The sequence below is a fragment of the Saccharopolyspora sp. NFXS83 genome, assembly GCF_026241095.1.
Taxonomy (GTDB): Bacteria; Actinomycetota; Actinomycetes; order Mycobacteriales; family Pseudonocardiaceae; genus Saccharopolyspora_C.
Map to the genome: position 1 here is coordinate 21,852 of NZ_JAPFGB010000031.1, position 17,155 is coordinate 39,006.

The window sequence follows — 17,155 nt, forward strand, 5'->3', positions numbered from 1 at the left end:
CAGCCCCCTCAGCTCGTTCAACCCTGCGCCTGCAGGTTGGTCACCGCGAACTCCGCCGCCTGCTTCGCCTTGGCGCACATGTCCTGATTCGCGACGGATCCCGCGATGGTCGGCGTGTAGAACACCTCGAGGGTTTGCCCGTCGGCGACGTCGACGTCCACCCGGCACCCCATCCCCTCGAGCCCAGCGCCGTTCTGGCCTTGCTGCGCCGGAAAACCTTGCACGGTGTAAGTCGCTGCCGTTTCGGGGAAAGGATCCCCGGAACGTTCGACGGCTTGCGCGAGCTCCATCGGCAACGACTGGATTTGAACGCCGACATCAGGATTAGCGCCGGGGAGGCTCAACCACCCGCACCCGACGTCCTGACCCGTCAGCGGACTGGATCGCCCCACTCCGACGGCTGCCTGCTGGTCGGCGGACAGCAAGGTGCAGAGCTCCGCGCTCGGCTTACCGGCGAGCGCCAATTCCCGTGGACGCTCGGGAGCAGGCTGCGGCGCAGGTGACGTCGAGTCCGGGGGAGGCTGATCCGATCCCTCGCCACCGTTCAACGCGCACCCTGTACCGAGCAACCCGACCATCGAGAGCACGGCAGCCCAGCGACTCATAGTTGGAAGCACTTGCACGTCCCCCTAGAACCGAGCGTCGCTCGACTTGAACGAGGCCGCGATCTCCTCGTCGGTGAAGCCATACGCCTTTGCGGATTCTTCCAGCTGGTTCGCCAGCTCCTCGACGCCTTCGACGTACGAGTGCAGCCGTTCGAAATGCGATTCGGGGCCGACCAGCAAGTTGCGGTTCCAGACAGCTGCCGCAGTGGTGCTGATCTCGTCACGGGCCGACGCTTGCACCATCAACTTCGTGCGAAGGTTCTGCAGCTTGAATTTCGCGTCCTCCGCCGCCTCGCCGATCACTCGGCGTGCCGCCAGGACGTTCTCCGGCGTGACGGTGATGGTCTGGCCCGGCCCGCCCGGAGCGGGGGGCGGTGCTGGTGCGGTCATCGCGGGGAACCCCCAAGTCGCGGCTGCTGATCACCAGTGCGACGCAGACAGTAGCAGCGCCGGTTCCACCCCCGGCCGGACTTCCGCGAACTTCACACGGAACGCACAGCCGCCACCCGATCGGTCTTCCTCGGCTACGCACAGCCCCGCATCCAACCGCCGAACGGGGTATCCGCTACGAACGACGATCCGCATCAACCTCCGCGCGGGGTGTCTTTCGCCCCGTAGCCTTTGGGGCCGTCCCACCTCGAACGCCAGATCTCCTGGCTTATCAGGTGGAACTCGTCTTCATCGACAGATCAAGAGTTCCGCCTGTTAGGCCTACTGGTTCCGTCTCGGCATCAACTTCCGGATCCCGTACCGCCGACTCCCGACGACTTTTCCTGGTTCTTCTCTTCTCGGAGCTTGCGCTTGAATTCCGTCCACGTCAGCCGCCCAGGTGGCGTGGTGCCCGCCCACTCGTGGTGCCACGCCGTCTGCTCGCCCACCGGCGACCAGTGCGCATCTTGCAGCCGTCCCGGCGGGGTCCCCAGTACGTCGAGTTGTTCCGGAAGGGGCGGGCCGGTGAGGCTGGGGTAGATCCGGACATGCGCGATACCGCACGGATGCTGCGGAGTTCCGCCCCACGCGCCGAAGAGGGCAGCGTTGACCAGAACAGCCCACCCCTCCTGCAACATCGCCCGGCGAACCTGCTGCAACGGGGTGAACAGATCGGGGCCTTGCTCGTCGAACTGGCCGAAGGGGCCCCGCAGCCGCAAGTGCACGCCGCCTCCTGCGCGACGTCCCCACTCTGCGACGGCTTCCTGAACTTGCCGCCGCTGCGGGTCCTCAGGTGACTTCCCGAGCACAAGAACCGGCTCAGTGTTGGTGAGCTCCGGAACCTGGGCGGCGGCTTCGGCGGCTTCCCGCTTCAACTCCGCTCTGATCTTCCGCATCGAGCGGTCGTACTCGGTCCAGTTCATCTTGCCGGGCTTCACCAAGCCGGCCCATTCCTCCCGCCACAGCATCTGCTCGGTGACGAGCGTTCCGCGGTCGCCCACATCCGTGAAAACGTCCAGCGCATCGACCGGTTCCGGGGCCGGAGGCCCCGCCAAGTCAGGGAAGAGCCGCACTTGGTCCACATCGCAGGGGTGCTGTTCGGTCGGCCCCCACGCATCGCATCGAGCCGCGTTCACCAGCAGCTGCCACCTCGAATTCTCCAGCTCGGCGCGCAGGAAGAGCAGGGCTGTGAACACATCACTCTCGACGGCAACATGCTCACCGAACGGGCCGCACAATGCGAGGTTGATCCGACCATCATCGGTGCGGGACCATGTGACCACAGCGGGCTGGAAATCCGTCCGTCCGGGATCGCCCTCAAGCGGACCGAACACGTGCACTTCGCGCACCGATTTTTCCTCGTTGGCCAACGAGCCACTTCCCACTGTCATCTCGACACCACTGCTTCCAGTTCGGCCTTCCTTGCTCTCAGCTCGGCAATGCTTGCCCGGTGCGCTGGAAGGTCCGGGGAATCCATCCGCTCCAGGCTTTCCTTGGTCTGAAGCGCATCATCAAGGTTGGCCTGAACCCTGCCCAGCTCTTCGGCCGGATTGCCGTGCGGACCAGAGGGGGAAGCCGCACGCGGCGCTTCGGGGACATCGTTGTAGATGGCGTCGGACTCGGCCCAAGAATGCGGATCTGACGGGTCGAGCTCGAAATCCTGGGTCCAATCACGACGGCCCCGGGGTTGGCGGTCTTCGTCCGAAGGTCCGTGGTCGGCCGGTTCCGGCTCGGGTTCCGGCTGGCTGCGGTTCCACCTCGGGCCGGGCTCGTCGTAGCCGAAGGGCGGGTCGAAGGGGCTGCTCTTCTGCGCCGGCGGCGTCCAGTCGAAGGGGCTTCCCGACGGGGGTTCGTCCGGGGCGAGTTTGCCGACTCTGCCCGCTTTGCCGCCGAGGCCGGCCGCTTTCGCGCCCGCGCCCGCGCCGCCGCCCGCGACTGTGGTGCCGATGTTGGTGGCGGCTTTGCCGAGGGCGGCGGCCGGGTCCTTCTTCCACTCGTCGAGGGAGCCGATGGTCTGGCCCCAGCCCTCCTTCGTGGTGACCATGTGCACGATTCCGGCGCCTGCCGAGAACCCGGCCGAGATCGTGGCCGCCGGGTCGGTCATCAGGTGCAAGGGTTTCGCGGCCATCCCGAGCACGCCCATGCCCATCTCGCCCACCGCGCCGAGCGCTCCGCCGGTGAAGCTCTTGTACGCCTCGAAGTAGGTGCCGCCGGTCGCGCGGGCCATGTCCGCGAGGCGTTCCAGCACGGACGGGTCGGGGGCGCTCTCGGCGGCCTGCTTCAGGGCGGCGCGGGTAGCGGCGCTCGCCGAGCGGAATTCGCTGCGCGCCTGGTCGAGGATCGCCTGCGCTTCGGCCGTCTTGGCCGCGCCGGGATCCTGAAAGGGCGCGACCCGGTCGCCGGGCCCGGCCGCTTTCACCTGCGCCGCATGGGCTTTCTCGGCGCGGGCGCCGTCCTGCTCGCCCTGGCGGTGCAGTTCGATCGCGCGGGCCGCCTTGTCCTGCGCGGAGCGCAGCGCGTTGCCGTGGTCGGTGAGCGCCGTGGCCGCCTTGCCGAACGCGGCGGCGGCGACGTCCCAGCGCTGCTGCTCGTCGCGCACCGTTTTGCGGTAGGCGTCGGCGGCCGGGCCGGTCCAGGCGTGTTCGGAGTCGATGCGCCGCACCGCGCCGAGCCCGTCGGCGATCCGGCGGAGGGTTTCGGCCTTGTCGCTGGTACCCGCCACATCACCGGGCACGAGGTCGGTGGGGTCGTCGGTGTCGCCCAGTTGCGCCGCCATCAACGATCATCCCTCAGGTGCAGGGCCGGGTTCATGACTTCGGCGCCGGCCTGCCCCGCCGTCCACACGTCTTCACCTGCTTGGCCGAGCGACTCGCCGACTTCGCCGAACTCCTCGCCCCAGCCGCCGTGATCGGGCCTGGAAGCCTGCCCCAGTTCGCTCCAGCTCATGTCGCGGGCACCGGCGACCTTCTGCTGGTCCGGCGAGGCGACGGTCATGAAGATCTCCTTGAACAGCCCCGAGACCTCGTCGTCCTGACCGCGGTACTCCCGCACGACCTCGGTGAGCTGATCGGCCATCTCCTGCCCGGTGCGCAGCAGGCTGCCCAAGCCGTGCTCCCACTGGAGGCAGAACAGCGCGAGCGAGCCCTGCACCTCGGAATCCTCACCGAGGTCACCTGCGCTGAGCGCCAAGACCTGCAAACCGGCGGCCGAACCCGCGTCGGCGACGTACCCGCCGCCGGGGATCAGGTCGGACAGCGCCTGCACCGTCTGCTCGTGTCCCGCGATCACCGCGTCCAGCGCGGCCGGGTCGATCCCGAAGTTCCCCTCAGGCATCGCGCACCTCCTGCGCCGCCAGCACCAGCTGGTGCTCCTCGCCGGAGTCGACGACGACGCCCACGCTCGGCGGCAGGTAGTGCTCGAACAGCCGTTTCGCGGGCAGCGCCACGACGTCCACCGAGCCGTCCGCGTCCGCGAGGTCGGCCGCACCGGCGTAGTCGGCGACCCGCTGCCGCGTCGAGAAGACCGGCAACCACTCGCGACCGCCGAGCAGCACCGTGGCGGCCTCGGCGTGCAGGTGCAGCGTCGCGTTGCGCAGGGACGCGAGCAGCAACGTCGGGTCCGGGCGTTCCTCCGCCGCCTGCCAGCTGCGTGCCGCCAGCACCAGCACCGGTTCGGGTTCCGGCGGAGGTGCCGATTCCTGCTCCAGGGGAGGCTCCAGAGCAGGTGAGAGGAGATCCCCGGACAGCGTCAGCACCTCACGCATCCAGCACCGCCAACATCCTGACCAGCACGTTCATCCGCGTTTTCCCTTCCGCACCGCCCATTCCCGGCGCCGGCGACCGCCTCCCCCATGAGATGATCTCCAGCGCCCGGAGGACGCTAACAGCGCGGATTCACACGCGTGGCCACTTCGGAGAACGTCACACGGAACCCGTACCGCGCACCGCCGAGAGAAAGTCCGCCCACCGCCGAGCGGAAACGACGAGCACCCCGGTCTCCGGCGACTTGGAGTCGCGAACCCCGACGAAGCCCCCACCAGGAGCCACCTCGACGCAGTTGGCACTGCTGTTGCTATAGCTGGACTTTTGCCAGTTCAACGCCACCTCTACACAGTTGGCAGTGGTTGCGCTGCGGCTGGACTTTCGCCAGACGACGGCGGGCTGTTCGGTCATCCCTCTTCCCTGCTGACGAAGGCGACGAAGTCCAGCCATCGCCGAGCAGGAACGACCAGCACGCCGTCATCCGGCGACTTGGAGTCGCGAACACCGACGGAGTCACGCTCGTGAGCCACCTCAACACAGTTCGCGGCGCTGATACTCCTGCTGGACTTGCGCCAGCGCAGAGGGATCTCGACGCAGTTGGCGGTGCTGTTGCTGTAGCTGGACTTCTTCCAGTTGAACGCCACTTCAACGCAGTTGGCGCTACTCGCGCTATGGCCGGACTTGCGCCAGCGGACCGCTGGGCGGTCGCTCACGAGTCTTCGCCGCCGACGAACCCGACGAAGTCCAACCACCGCCGAGCCGAGAAGATCAGCACACCGTCGTCGGACGACTTGGAGTCGCGAACACCGACGGAGTCGTGATCAATGGCAACTTCGACGCAGTTGGCGGTGTCCGCGCTGCGAGACGACTTGCGCCACTGCGACTCGCTGAACTGAAAGTCGTTCATGTCACTAGCGTGCCACTTTCCTCGCCTGCAAGAACAGCCATGTGGCGCAACCTGTCAAGCGTTTGCTCCGGGGTGAGCGCCGCCTCCGTCAAGCTTCGCCAAGTGGCTTGATACGTCTCAATGTGCTCGTCCTCTTCGAGGAACAGGCTGGACACGAGCTGCTCCAACCAGATGAGGCTTGGCTCCTCGTCGTAAGCGAGCAGGATGAAGGCACCGGCCATTCCCGCATGCAGACCCACGTTGGAGGGAAGGATCTGCAGGGTGATGTTGCCCCGGCCCGCTTCGTCCTCCAAATGACGAAGCTGCCGCACATGACACGCCACGTCACCAGGTCGTCTTGTGAGCGCGGATTCCTCCAGAATCACATGGAGCTGGATCGGTTGTGGCCGCGAAAGCAAGTCACGCCGAGCCATCCGGTTCGCGACGAGGTCATCGATCTCCCGCTCTGGCATGGCGTCGCTGGTAGCCGAAATGACTGCCCGCGCGTACTCCGGAGTCTGCAACAGGCCAGGGATCACCAACGGCGAGTAATGCCGCAACCCCGTCGCTTCGTCCTCGAAGTCGCTCCAGGTCTGCCAGTCCGCGGGGAAATGCGCGTTGCGCGTGCGCAGCCAGCTGCGCTGCTCCGCGTGGCGGGCGATGTCGAGCAGTTCGACGCGGCGCTGCTGCGTCACCTGGTAGGAGTCCAGCAGCTTCTCCAGGTCGTCCAGGTAGATCCCGATCTCGCAGGCCTCGATCCGGTTGATCTTGCTACCGGACATGCCGAGTTTCTTGCCGACTTCGGCGGCGCTGGCGCCCTTCTCGGCGCGAATCCTGCGCAAGGTCCGCGCGAGCCGACGCGATCGTGCGGACGGTCCAGGACGGCGGGGCATCAACGATCTCCTGTCGTTGCGGGGAATGTGCTTCCAGCCTGACAGGAATAATCAGCGCTCGCGATCACTCGATCGCGTAATTGCGAGCCCTCTTGCGTTCACGCAATTCTTGAAAGCATGATCCACCCACCTCAGGAGGCAGTGATGGACGACAAGATCGCACGGCTGGTGGCCGGAGAGCCGCAGCGGGAGTGGTTGTGCCGGTGCAGCGACGACGACGAGGAGATGGCCGTCTGCACCGTCGGGGTCGCCTCCGGCGATGTCGAGGTGTTCGGGCCGGAGTACCGGGGCTACTTCCGGTTGCGGTCCAGCGAGATCGCCGTCTTCCGGCGGGCGCTGGACGAGGCGATCACCCTCGCCGAGGAAGACCTCGCGCGGAAAGCGGCCCGCCCGGCCGAATCCGCGCCTCAGAGTTCGAAGCGGTAGCCCATGCCCGGCTCGGTGATCAGGTGGCGGGGGCGGCTCGGGTCGGCTTCGAGCTTGCGGCGCAGCTGCGCCACGTACACCCGCAGGTAGTGGAACTCGTCCGCGTAAGCCGGCCCCCACACCTCCTGCAGCAGCTGCCGCTGCGCGACGAGCCTGCCCCGGTGGCGCACCAGGACTTCCAGCATTCCCCACTCGGTCGGCGTCAGGTGCACCTCCGCGCCCTCGCGGTGCACCTTCTTCGCCGCCAGGTCCACCTGGAACGACTCGGTCCGCACCACCGGTTCGTCCTCGGCACCCGAGACGTGCGAGCGGCGCACCGCCGCGCGCAGCCGCGCCAGGAGTTCGTCCATGCCGAAGGGTTTCGTGACGTAGTCGTCGGCGCCGGCGTCGAGGGCGTGCACCTTGTCGGTCGACTCGGTGCGCGCGGACAGCACGATGATCGGCAGCGTGGTCCAGCCGCGCAGGCCCGCGATGACCTCGACGCCGTCCAAGTCCGGCAGGCCGAGGTCGAGCACCACCACGTCCGGTTTCGCGTCCGCCGCGACGCGCAGCGCCGTCATCCCGTCGGGGGCGACCGCCACCTCGTAGCCGTGCGCGGTGAGGTTGATGCGCAAGGCCCGCAGCAGCTGCGGCTCGTCGTCGACCACCAGGACCTTCTTCATCGCCCCTCCGTCGCCACCGGCAGCGCCAACACCATCGTGAGACCGCCGCCGGGCGTGTCCTCCGCGCGGATCGTGCCGTGCATGGCCTGCATGAAACCCTGCGCCACGCTCAACCCCAAGCCGACACCGGGTGGGCCGGTGTCCGCGTGGCCGCCGAGGCGCTCGAACGGGGCGAACACGGCTTCCGCGGCGTCCTCGGGCAGGCCGGGGCCGTGGTCGACGATGCGCAGCTCCACCCACCGGGCGTGCTCGCTGGCCCGCACGCTCACCCGGTCGCCGCCGTACTTCACCGCGTTCTGCACGACGTTCGCGATGACGCGCTCCAGCAGGCCGACGTCGGCGAGCACGGCGGGCAGCGACTCCTCGGTGTCGACCTCGACGCGTTCCCGGCCGTCCAAGCCCGCGAGCGCTCCCGCGACGGCCTGGTCGTAGCCCACCGGGCGCAGCTGCGGGACGATCGCGCCCGTCGCCAAGCGGGACGAGTCCAACAGGTTGTCGACCAGATCCGTCAGCCGATCAGTGGATTCCTCCACGCCCGCCAGCAGCTCCGCCGTGTCCTGTTCGGACAGCCGCAGGCCGGGGATGCGGAGGCTGCTCACCGACGCTTTGATCGACGCCAGCGGAGTGCGCAGGTCGTGCCCCACCGCCGAGAGCAGCGCCGTGCGCAGGCGGTTCGCGTCGGCTTGGCGCTGCGCCTCCGCCGTCTCCGCCGCCATGCGCTGTTGGCGCAGCGCGACCAGCGCCTGCCCGGCCGCCGCCTCCAGCACCGTGCGGTCGTCCGCGGGCAGCGGCCTGCCGTCCGGGCGGCGCAGCGCCAAGTGCACGTCCCCGGTCACTTCGATGTCCACATCGGACTGATCTGGCCGGGTGCACGGACGGCTGCCGATGGACGCGGCGATGTTCCAGCCGTCGTCACCGCGTTCCAGCAGCGCCGCCGACGAGAGCCCGAAGTTCTCCACCAGCTTCTCCAGCAGCCGCGGCAGCGGATCCGGATGGGTCAGCACCGTCCGCGCGTACGAGGCGAGCAGCGCGGCCTCCGTGCGGGCGCGGGCGGCGCGCTCGGCCAACCGGGCGGCGCGGTCCACCACGACCGCCACCATCAGGCCCGCGCCGATCATCGCGAACACCGTCACCAGCGTGCCCGGATGGCTCACCGCCAGCGAATGCCGCGGCTCGGTGAGGAAGAAGTTCAACAGCCCGCCCGCCAGCAGCGCCGTCACCACCGACGGGGCGACGCCACCGACCAGCGCCACCACCACCGTCGCCAGGAAGTAGCCGACCACGTCGGTGGAGAGCTCGAAGTTCCCCAGCAGCGCGCTGAGCACCGTCACCAGCGCCGGCAGCACGAACGCCAGCACCCAGCCCCAGACGCGACGCGTGCGGGACAGCGGATTCCGCAGGGGACGGCGGGACGGGCGCGCACCGGCCTGGCCGTGCGTGACCATGTGCACGTCGATCTTGCCGGAGCGCTGCACGACAGTGGAGCCGATGCCCTCCGCCGTCACCCTCGCCCACCGCGAGCGCCGCGACGTGCCCACCACCAGCTGCGTCGCGTCCACACCGCGGGCGAACTCCAGCAACGCCTCCGGGACGTCGTCGCCCACGACCGTGTGGAAGCTCGCGCCCACGTCGTCGGCGACCCGCCGCGCCCGAGCCAGGTTCGCCGGTGAGGCCCCGGCCAGCCCGTCGCCGCGCAGCACGTGCACCACCTGCAGCTCGGCGCCCGCGCGGGCGGCGATGCGGCGGGCGCGGCGGATCAGCGTCTCGCTCTCCGCTCCCCCGGTGATCGCCGCGACGACCCGCTCCCTGGCCTCCCACGTGTCGGTGATCTGGCGTTCCGCGCGGTAGCGGCGCAGGGCCACGTCGACCTGGTCGGCCAGCCACAGCAGCGCCAGCTCCCGCAGCGCGGTGAGGTTGCCGGTGCGGAAGTAGTTGCCCAGCGCGGCGTCGACCTTGTCGGCGGCGTAGACGTTCCCGTGCGCCAAGCGGCGCCGCAGGGCCTGCGGCGTGATGTCGGCGAGTTCGATCTGCTCGGCGCGGCGCACCACCTCGTCGGGCACCGTTTCCTGCTGGCGCACGCCGGTGATCGACTCGACGACGTCGTTGAGGCTCTCCAGGTGTTGCACGTTCACCGTGGACAGCACGGTGATGCCCGCTTCCAGCAGCTCCTCGACGTCCTCCCAGCGCTTCTCGTTGCGGGAACCGGGGACGTTGGTGTGCGCGAGCTCGTCGACCACCGCCACCTGGGGTTTCCGCGCCAAGACCGCGTCGAGGTCCAGCTCGGTCACGGGCACGCCGCGGTGGGTCGTGGTGCGGCGCGGCACCTCTTCCATGCCGTCGAGCAGCCGCCGCGTCTCCTCCCGGCCGTGCGTCTCCACCAGGCCGATCACCACGTCGGTGCCGCGCGCGCCGCGCCGCCGCGCCTCGCCGAGCATCGCGTAGGTCTTGCCCACGCCCGGCGCGGCGCCGAGGTAGATCCGCAGCTCGCCCCGCTTCATCGGGTTCCTTCCTGACGTGAACGGCCACCACCGATCCTGCCGCTCCGGCCGACCGCTCACCCGGTGTGGGCCGGTGCGCCGGCGATGGCGGCGTTGAGGGCGGGCACGGCGACGGTGCGTTCGGCGACCACGCCGCCCGAGGTGGCCTCCGCGATGAGGCGGTGCACCTCCGGCAGCGGCAGGCCCGTCACGCGGGCGACCCGCGGCGCCTGCAACTCCGCGTAGGCGGGGCTGATGCCCGGATCGACTCCGCTGGCCGACGCGGTGACCGCGTCCGCGGGGACCGCTGCGGGAACCACCGCCTCCCGGACGGCGATGGCGGCTCGGCGCTCCTGCACGGCGGCGAGCAGTTCGGCGTTGTCCGCGCTCAGGTTGGAACCTCCGGACGTCGCCGGATCACCCGGGCCGAGGTTCCCGTCCGCCGACGCCGACGGCCGGGTGTGGAAGAACGGGTCCTGAGCCGGGTTCGCGGGCACCGGATCCACCCCGATCAGCTCGGAGCCGACGACCCGGCCGTCCACCACCAGCGGCGAACCTTCCGCGTGGTCGTGCAACCCCGGCACCCGGCTCACTCCCCACACGGCCAGCGGATACCCGATGCCCAGCAGCACCGTCGCCACCAGCAGCACCCGCAACCCGGTCCCGGCCTGCCGCAGCACCGTCATGAACATGATTTCCCCTCGCCTTCCGGAATGTCGTCCACCGAGTCAGCCCAGCCCTGGGAGGTGGCGGACGACGAGGTCGATGAGCCAAATGCCGAGGAACGGGGTGATGACGCCGCCCACGCCGAACAGCAGCAGGTTGCGGCGCAGCAACGACGCCGCGCTCGCCGGGCGGTAGCGGACACCGCGCAGCGCCAGCGGGATCAGCGCCACGATGATCAGCGCGTTGAAGATCACCGCCGAGACGATCGCCGAGGACGGCGTCGCCAGCTGCATCACGTTCAACCGGCCCAGCTGCGGGTGGATCGCCACGAACAGCGCGGGCAGGATGGCGAAGTACTTCGCCAAGTCGTTGGCGATGCTGAACGTCGTCAACGCCCCGCGCGTGATGAGCAGCTGCTTGCCGATCTCCACGACCTCGATGAGCTTCGTCGGGTCGGAGTCGAGGTCCACCATGTTCCCGGCCTCCTTCGCGGCGGCCGTACCGGTGTTCATCGCGACCCCGACGTCGGCCTGCGCGAGGGCGGGCGCGTCGTTGGTGCCGTCGCCGGTCATCGCGACCAGCCGCCCGCCTTCCTGCTCCCGGCGGATCAGCTCCATCTTGTCCTCGGGCTTCGCCTCGGCGAGGTGGTCGTCCACCCCCGCGTCCCGCGCGATGGCGGCGGCGGTGAGCGGGTTGTCGCCGGTGACCATGACGGTGCGGATGCCCATCGCCCGCAGCTGCGCGAACCGCTGCGCCATGCCGGGTTTGACGACGTCGGAGAGCCGGACCACGCCGAGCACCCGCACGACCTCGCCGCGCTTCTCCGCGACGGCCAGCGGCGTTCCGCCGTCCCGCCCGATGCCGTCGGCCACTTCGTCCACTTCGGACTCGACCGTGCCGCCGCCGGCGCGCACCCACTCGCCCACCGCGCTCACCGCGCCCTTGCGGATCTGCCTGCCGGGCAGGTCGACGCCGCTCATCCGGGTCTGCGCGGTGAACTCGACCGCCTCGCCCGATTCCGCGGGCAGGTCGCCGAAGCGCTCGCGGCAGAACTCGACGACGCTGACGCCTTCGGGTGTGGGGTCGGCGAGGCTGGACAGGCTCGCCACCTCCGCCAGCTCCCGCTCGGAGACCTCCCCGACCGGCACCAGCTCGGTGGCCCGCCGGTTGCCGAAGGTGATGGTGCCCGTCTTGTCCAGCAGCAGCGTGTCCACGTCCCCGGCGGCCTCCACCGCGCGCCCGGACTTGGCGAGCACGTTGCGCTGCACCAGCCGGTCCATGCCCGCGATGCCGATCGCCGAGAGCAGCGCGCCGATCGTGGTCGGGATCAGGCAGACCAGCAGCGCCGTCAGCGTCACCACCGACAGCAGCGAACCCGAGTAGCCCGCCATCGGCTGCAACGCGGTGACCGCGAGCAGGAAGACGATCGTGAGCGTGGACAGCAGGATCGTCAGCGCGATCTCGTTCGGCGTCTTCTGCCGCCGCGCGCCCTCGACGAGCGCGATCATCCGGTCCACGAAGGTCTCGCCGGGCGCGGTGCCGATCCGCACCACGATCCGGTCCGAGAGCACCGTGGTGCCCGCCGTGACGGAACTGCGGTCGCCGCCGGATTCCCGGATCACCGGCGCGGATTCGCCGGTGATGGCGGATTCGTCGACGGTGGCGATGCCGTCGACGACGTCGCCGTCGCCGGGGATCACCTCGCCCGCCTCGACGACCACCCGGTCGCCGACGCGCAACGCGGTGCCCGCGACGGATTCCTCGCCGTGCTCCCCGATCCGGCGCGCGACCGCCTCGGATTTGGCGCGGCGCAAGGAATCGGCCTGCGCCCGGCCGCGACCTTCGGCGACCGCTTCGGCCAGGTTCGCGAACAGCACGGTGAACCACAGCCACGCCGCGACGACGACGCTGAACACGCCGGGTTCGGCGACGGTCAGCACGGTCACCAGCACCGATCCGACCCAGACCACGAACATGACGGGGTTGGCGAGCTGGTGGCGCGGGTGCAGCTTGCGCAGCGCCCGAGGCAGCGCGGCGAGCAGTTGGCGCGGGCTGAACGCCCCGGCGGCCACGGTCCGTTCTCGGTGCGGTGCCTGCTCTTGCGGTGGGGTCAGGACGGTGGTCATGCCAATGCCTCCGCGATCGGGCCGAGCGCCAGCGCGGGCAGGAACGTCAGCGCGGCCACGAGGACGACGGTGCCGGTGAGCAGGCCCGCGAACAGCGGACCCGTGGTCGGCAGGGTTCCGGCGGTGGCCGGGACGCGCCGCTGCCGGGCGAGGGCGCCCGCGAGCATCAGCACGGCCATGATCGGCACGAACCGGCCGAACAGCATGGCCAGCGCCAACGTCACCTGGAAGAAGTCGCCGGTGGCGGTGAGCCCGGCGAACGCGCTGCCGTTGTTGTTGGCCGCGGAGGCGTACGCGTAGAGGACCTCGGACAGGCCGTGCGCGCCGGAGTTCCCCATCGCCGCCGACGTCGCGGGCAGCGCGATCGCGGTTCCGGCACCGAGCAGCACCAGCGTCGGCATCACCAGGATCGACAGCGCGGCGGCGGTGATCTCGCGGCGGCCGAGCTTCTTGCCCAGGTACTCCGGCGTCCGCCCGACCATCAACCCGGCCAGGAACACCGCGATCACGGCCAGCACCAGGATCCCGTACAGCCCGGCGCCCGCCCCGCCCGGCGCGACCTCGCCGAGCAGCATGTTCAGCAGCGCGGCACCACCGCCGAGCCCGCTGAGGCTGTCGTGCGCCGAGTTCACCGCGCCCGTCGAGGTACCGGTGGTGACCACGGCGAACAGACCGGAGAGGTACGTCCCGAACCGGGCCTCCTTGCCTTCCATCGACGCACCGGCGGCCAGCGCGGCAGGACCGTTCGGGTGTGCCTCGGCCCACCACGCGATCGCGAGCATCGCCGCGAGCAGCCCACCCATCACCGACAGCAGCGCCCGGCCCTGCCGACGGTCGCCGACCATCGTGCCGAAGGTGCGGGTCAGGCAGACCGGGATCAGCAGGATCAGGAAGACCTGCAGCAGGTTGCTGAGTCCGCCGGGGTTCGAGAACGGGTGCGCCGAGTTCGCGTTGAGCACCCCGCCTCCGTTGGTGCCGAGCACCTTGATGGCCTCCTGGCTCGCGACCGGCGCCGTGGCGATCGCGTGCGGCTGCCCGTCGAGGCCCACCGCCTGCAGGCCCGGCGCGAAGCTCATCACCGCGCCCAGCGCGACCAGCAGCACCGCCGCCACGGCCGCGACGGGCAGGAGGATCCGCACCACTCCCCTGGTCAGGTCCACCCAGAAGTTCCCGATCCGGTCGGTGCCGGAACCGCTGAACCCGCGCACCAGCGCGACGGCGACGGCCATGCCGACCGCCGCGGACAGGAAGTTCTGCACGGTGAGCCCGGCGACCTGCACGGCGTGGCCGAGGACCTGCTCGGGCACGTAGGACTGCCAGTTGGTGTTGGTCACGAAGCTGACGGCGGTGTTGAACGCCATCGCGGGTTCGACTGCGCTGCGCCCGAAGTTCAACGGCAGCAACGCTTGCAGCCGCTGCAGCAGGTAGAGCAGCGCGACCGAGACGAACGAGAAGCCGAGCACCGCGGCGGCGTAGGTGCTCCAGCGCTGGCCGGAGTCGCCGTCCACCCGCAGCAGGCGGTAGAGCCACCGCTCCACCCGCCAATGCCGGTCGTCGGTGTAGGCGCGCGCCATGTGGTCGCCGAAGGGGCGGTGGACCACCGCGAGCGCGAGGACGAGGAGGCCGACCTGGACCAGGCCGACCGCGAAGGTGGACATCAGAACTTCTCCGGCCTGATCAGGGCGACGAACAGGAAGATGACGAGCAGCAGCGCGAGCACGCCGCCCGCGAGGTTGGCCACGAGCGCGATCACAACCGCTCCAGACCGCGCAAGGACAGCGCCAGCACGAGGAATCCGCCGATCAGCAGCACGGCGCAGGCCAGGTCGGCCATCGCTGCGCCCCTTTCTCCGGTGCACCGGGCGCCCCGGTGGCGCCCTCCGCCCACCACTCAAGTCCTGCCGCGACGGCTCGAACAGGTCCCTGACACCGGTTTGACGCGACCGCCCGCGGTCTTGACGCGTCCCTTACGGAACTCCGGCGGGGCGGTTCGGGTTCACCCGTACGAGGGAGGCAGTGGCGTCTTTCACCCCCTCGGCGGCGACGACCGCGTTACGACCGCGTTACCTGCCCAGATGGCCGCGCCGAACACGCACAGCTACGGATTTTCGACCGTTTTGGCTGGTCTGGGCGTTGTGTCGCCGAAAATCCACGCCCCGAAACTGGTTTCGTCGATGCAACAAAGTAGTTACCTTGCCTAAGTAAGAACCTTCGCGAAGGGAGCTACGCCCATGTGCGGCATCTCCGGCTGGATCGACTTCCGCCGAGACCTCACCCGTGAACAGCCCGTCATCGACGCCATGTGCGACACCATGGCCTGCCGCGGGCCGGACGGAGCCGGGACCTGGGTCCAGCCGCACGCAGCGCTCGGCCACCGCAGGCTCGCGATCATCGACCTGCCCGGCGGCGCGCAGCCCATGGAGGTCGACACCCCCGACGGCAAGGTCGGCATGGTCTACAGCGGTGAGGCCTACAACTTCACCGAGCTGCGCGACGAACTGCGCCGCCGCGGCCACTCCTTCGACACCGACAGCGACACCGAGGTCGTGCTGCACGGCTACCTCGAGTGGGGCGCCGGCGTCGCCGAGAAGCTCAACGGCATGTACGCGTTCGCCGTGTGGGACACCCGCACCGAACAGCTGCTGCTGATCCGGGACCGGATGGGCATCAAGCCGCTGTACTACCAGGAGACCGGCAACGGGATCCTGTTCGGCTCCGAGCCGAAGGCCATCCTCGCCAACCCCGAGGTCGAGAAGGTCGTCGACGCCGACGGGCTGCGCGAACTGTTCTCCGTGACCAAGTCGCCCGGCAAGGCCATCTGGCAGCACATGCGCGAAGTCGTGCCCGGCACCGTGGTCACCTTCGACCGCAACGGCCTGCGCGAGCACACCTACTGGAGCCTCGACGTCGCCGAGCACACCGACGACCAGGAGGCCAGCGTCGCGCACGTGCGCGAGCTGCTCGACGACATCGTGCGCCGCCAGCTCGTCGCCGACGTGCCCCGCTGCCTGCTGCTGTCCGGTGGTCTCGACTCCAGCGCGCTGACCGCGCTGTCGGCCCAGCAGCTCGCCGAGCAGGGCGAGAAGGTCCGCAGCTTCGCGGTGGACTTCGTCGGGCAGACCGAGAACTTCAAGCCCGACGAGATGCGCGCGACCCCCGACGGCCCGTACGTGCAGGACGTGCACAAGCACGTCGGCTCGCAGCACCAGGACATCGTGCTCGACCCGCAGGCGCTCGCCGACCCGGCGGTGCGGCGCGCGGCGGTGCAGTCCCGCGACTTCCCGATGGGCCTCGGGGACATGGACAACTCGCTGTACCTGCTGTTCAAGGCGATCCGCGGCCACTCGACGGTGGCGCTGTCCGGCGAATCCGCCGACGAGGTCTTCGGCGGCTACAAGTGGTTCCACGACCCGAAGGTGCAGCAGGCCCGCACCTTCCCGTGGCTGGCCGCGTTCGACACCCAGCAGGCCGAGGGCACCCAGATCCTCGACCCGTCGATCTCCGCCACGCTGGACATCCCCGGCTACATCGCCTCGGAGTACGAGCAGGCCGTCGGCTCCATGCCGAAGCTGGACTCGGACAGCCCGTTCGAAGCGAAGATGCGCGAGATCAGCTACCTGCACCTCACCCGGTTCGTGCGGATGCTGCTGGACCGCAAGGACCGGATGAGCATGGCCGTCGGCCTGGAGGTCCGGGTTCCGTTCTGCGACCACCGGCTCGTCGAGTACGTGTTCAACGCGCCGTGGTCGCTGAAGACCTTCGACGGCCGGGAGAAGAGCCTGCTGCGCGGCGCTTCCGCCGACGTGCTGCCGAAGTCGGTGGTGGAGCGGGTCAAGAGCCCGTACCCGTCCACCCAGGACCCGGCCTACGCCGCCGAGCTGCAGAAGCAGGTCAAGGAGCTCATCTCGAACGGCGACCGCGCCCTCGAACTGCTCAACGCGGACTGGGTGCGCAAGGCCGCGAACCTCGACCCGTCCGAAGTGGACACCCCCACCCGGAACGTGTTCGAGCGCGCCCTGGACGTCTCCGTCTGGTTCGACCTCCACAACCCGACGGTGAAGGTCTGATCCTTTCGCTGCCACGGCTCGTTCTGCTTTGTGGTCCGGTGGCGGGTGACCGAGTTTTCGACGTGGGCTATGCGCTTCGCGCATCCAGGCACGGCCTTCGGCCGCGAGGCAAGCATCGCTTCGCTCGCCCAAAGCACGGCTTCGCCGCTAGGCACGGC

19 protein-coding genes are annotated in these 17,155 nt (G+C 69.6%); 2 read left to right on the forward strand and 17 right to left on the reverse strand.

Going from position 1 to position 17,155, the window contains the following annotated elements; all coding sequences use genetic code 11:
• Nucleotides 1-17: 17 nt before the first annotated feature.
• From OOZ19_RS25565 to OOZ19_RS25610, 10 genes are all read right to left on the reverse strand, one after another.
• Complete coding sequence (locus tag OOZ19_RS25565; RefSeq protein ID WP_323055181.1) at nucleotides 18-605, reverse strand: DUF3558 domain-containing protein; 588 nt, start codon at nucleotides 603-605, stop codon at nucleotides 18-20.
• A 24-nt stretch (nucleotides 606-629) separates the two neighbouring features.
• On the reverse strand, nucleotides 630-995 hold the full coding sequence (locus OOZ19_RS25570; RefSeq protein WP_266092706.1) for a hypothetical protein: 366 nt from the start codon (nucleotides 993-995) through the stop codon (nucleotides 630-632).
• A 341-nt stretch (nucleotides 996-1,336) separates the two neighbouring features.
• Complete coding sequence (locus OOZ19_RS25575) at nucleotides 1,337-2,404, reverse strand: hypothetical protein (RefSeq protein ID WP_266092707.1); 1,068 nt, start codon at nucleotides 2,402-2,404, stop codon at nucleotides 1,337-1,339.
• 17 nt (nucleotides 2,405-2,421) lie between these two features.
• Nucleotides 2,422-3,810: a putative T7SS-secreted protein gene (locus OOZ19_RS25580; RefSeq protein WP_323055179.1), complete on the reverse strand. Its 1,389-nt coding sequence runs from the start codon at nucleotides 3,808-3,810 to the stop codon at nucleotides 2,422-2,424.
• Nucleotides 3,810-4,367 (reverse strand): hypothetical protein, encoded by a 558-nt coding sequence (locus tag OOZ19_RS25585; RefSeq protein ID WP_266092709.1) that lies wholly within the window; start codon nucleotides 4,365-4,367, stop codon nucleotides 3,810-3,812. The genes OOZ19_RS25580 and OOZ19_RS25585 overlap by 1 nt, the downstream gene beginning before the upstream one ends.
• Nucleotides 4,360-4,797, reverse strand: a complete 438-nt coding sequence (locus OOZ19_RS25590; RefSeq protein WP_266092710.1) for an SseB family protein — start codon at nucleotides 4,795-4,797, stop codon at nucleotides 4,360-4,362. Before OOZ19_RS25590 ends, OOZ19_RS25585 begins: the two co-directional genes overlap by 8 nt.
• A gap of 157 nt (nucleotides 4,798-4,954) precedes the next feature.
• Nucleotides 4,955-5,206: a DUF397 domain-containing protein gene (locus OOZ19_RS25595; RefSeq protein WP_266092711.1), complete on the reverse strand. Its 252-nt coding sequence runs from the start codon at nucleotides 5,204-5,206 to the stop codon at nucleotides 4,955-4,957.
• Nucleotides 5,203-5,439, reverse strand: coding sequence for a DUF397 domain-containing protein (locus OOZ19_RS25600; RefSeq protein ID WP_323055180.1), 237 nt, complete (start codon nucleotides 5,437-5,439; stop codon nucleotides 5,203-5,205). Before OOZ19_RS25600 ends, OOZ19_RS25595 begins: the two co-directional genes overlap by 4 nt.
• A gap of 65 nt (nucleotides 5,440-5,504) precedes the next feature.
• Nucleotides 5,505-5,702 (reverse strand): DUF397 domain-containing protein, encoded by a 198-nt coding sequence (locus OOZ19_RS25605; RefSeq protein WP_266092713.1) that lies wholly within the window; start codon nucleotides 5,700-5,702, stop codon nucleotides 5,505-5,507.
• Entirely contained in the window at nucleotides 5,699-6,574 is an 876-nt protein-coding gene (locus tag OOZ19_RS25610; RefSeq protein ID WP_266092714.1) for a helix-turn-helix domain-containing protein, read from the reverse strand. The genes OOZ19_RS25605 and OOZ19_RS25610 overlap by 4 nt, the downstream gene beginning before the upstream one ends.
• Nucleotides 6,575-6,718: 144 nt before the next feature.
• Here OOZ19_RS25610 and OOZ19_RS25615 point away from each other — a divergent pair, with 144 nt between their 5' ends.
• A complete protein-coding gene (locus OOZ19_RS25615; RefSeq protein ID WP_266092715.1) occupies nucleotides 6,719-7,000 on the forward strand; it encodes a hypothetical protein in 282 nt (93 codons plus the stop codon).
• Here the strand turns inward: OOZ19_RS25615 and OOZ19_RS25620 are convergent.
• The 7 genes from OOZ19_RS25620 to OOZ19_RS25650 are packed head-to-tail and all read right to left on the reverse strand — an operon-like array spanning nucleotide 6,982 to nucleotide 14,818.
• A complete protein-coding gene (locus OOZ19_RS25620; RefSeq protein ID WP_266092716.1) occupies nucleotides 6,982-7,662 on the reverse strand; it encodes a response regulator in 681 nt (226 codons plus the stop codon). The two genes, OOZ19_RS25615 and OOZ19_RS25620, sit on opposite strands and share 19 nt — an antisense overlap.
• Nucleotides 7,659-10,160 (reverse strand): DUF4118 domain-containing protein, encoded by a 2,502-nt coding sequence (locus OOZ19_RS25625; protein ID WP_266092717.1) that lies wholly within the window; start codon nucleotides 10,158-10,160, stop codon nucleotides 7,659-7,661. Before OOZ19_RS25625 ends, OOZ19_RS25620 begins: the two co-directional genes overlap by 4 nt.
• 56 nt (nucleotides 10,161-10,216) lie before the next feature.
• A complete protein-coding gene (locus OOZ19_RS25630; RefSeq protein ID WP_266092718.1) occupies nucleotides 10,217-10,831 on the reverse strand; it encodes a potassium-transporting ATPase subunit C in 615 nt (204 codons plus the stop codon).
• Nucleotides 10,832-10,867: 36 nt separating this feature from the next.
• Nucleotides 10,868-12,931 carry a potassium-transporting ATPase subunit KdpB gene (kdpB, locus tag OOZ19_RS25635; RefSeq protein ID WP_266092719.1) on the reverse strand — a complete coding sequence of 688 codons (2,064 nt, stop codon included), beginning with the start codon at nucleotides 12,929-12,931 and terminating at the stop codon, nucleotides 10,868-10,870.
• Nucleotides 12,928-14,589, reverse strand: coding sequence for a potassium-transporting ATPase subunit KdpA (kdpA, locus tag OOZ19_RS25640; RefSeq protein WP_266092720.1), 1,662 nt, complete (start codon nucleotides 14,587-14,589; stop codon nucleotides 12,928-12,930). Before kdpA ends, kdpB begins: the two co-directional genes overlap by 4 nt.
• Nucleotides 14,589-14,684 (reverse strand): K(+)-transporting ATPase subunit F, encoded by a 96-nt coding sequence (gene kdpF, locus OOZ19_RS25645; protein ID WP_266092721.1) that lies wholly within the window; start codon nucleotides 14,682-14,684, stop codon nucleotides 14,589-14,591. Before kdpF ends, kdpA begins: the two co-directional genes overlap by 1 nt.
• On the reverse strand, nucleotides 14,681-14,818 hold the full coding sequence (locus OOZ19_RS25650; RefSeq protein WP_266092722.1) for a hypothetical protein: 138 nt from the start codon (nucleotides 14,816-14,818) through the stop codon (nucleotides 14,681-14,683). Before OOZ19_RS25650 ends, kdpF begins: the two co-directional genes overlap by 4 nt.
• 343 nt (nucleotides 14,819-15,161) lie before the next feature.
• On the opposite strand from OOZ19_RS25650, the gene asnB reads away from it, so the two are divergent.
• Nucleotides 15,162-16,997, forward strand: a complete 1,836-nt coding sequence (asnB, locus tag OOZ19_RS25655) for an asparagine synthase (glutamine-hydrolyzing) (protein ID WP_266092723.1) — start codon at nucleotides 15,162-15,164, stop codon at nucleotides 16,995-16,997.
• Nucleotides 16,998-17,155 lie beyond the last annotated feature (158 nt).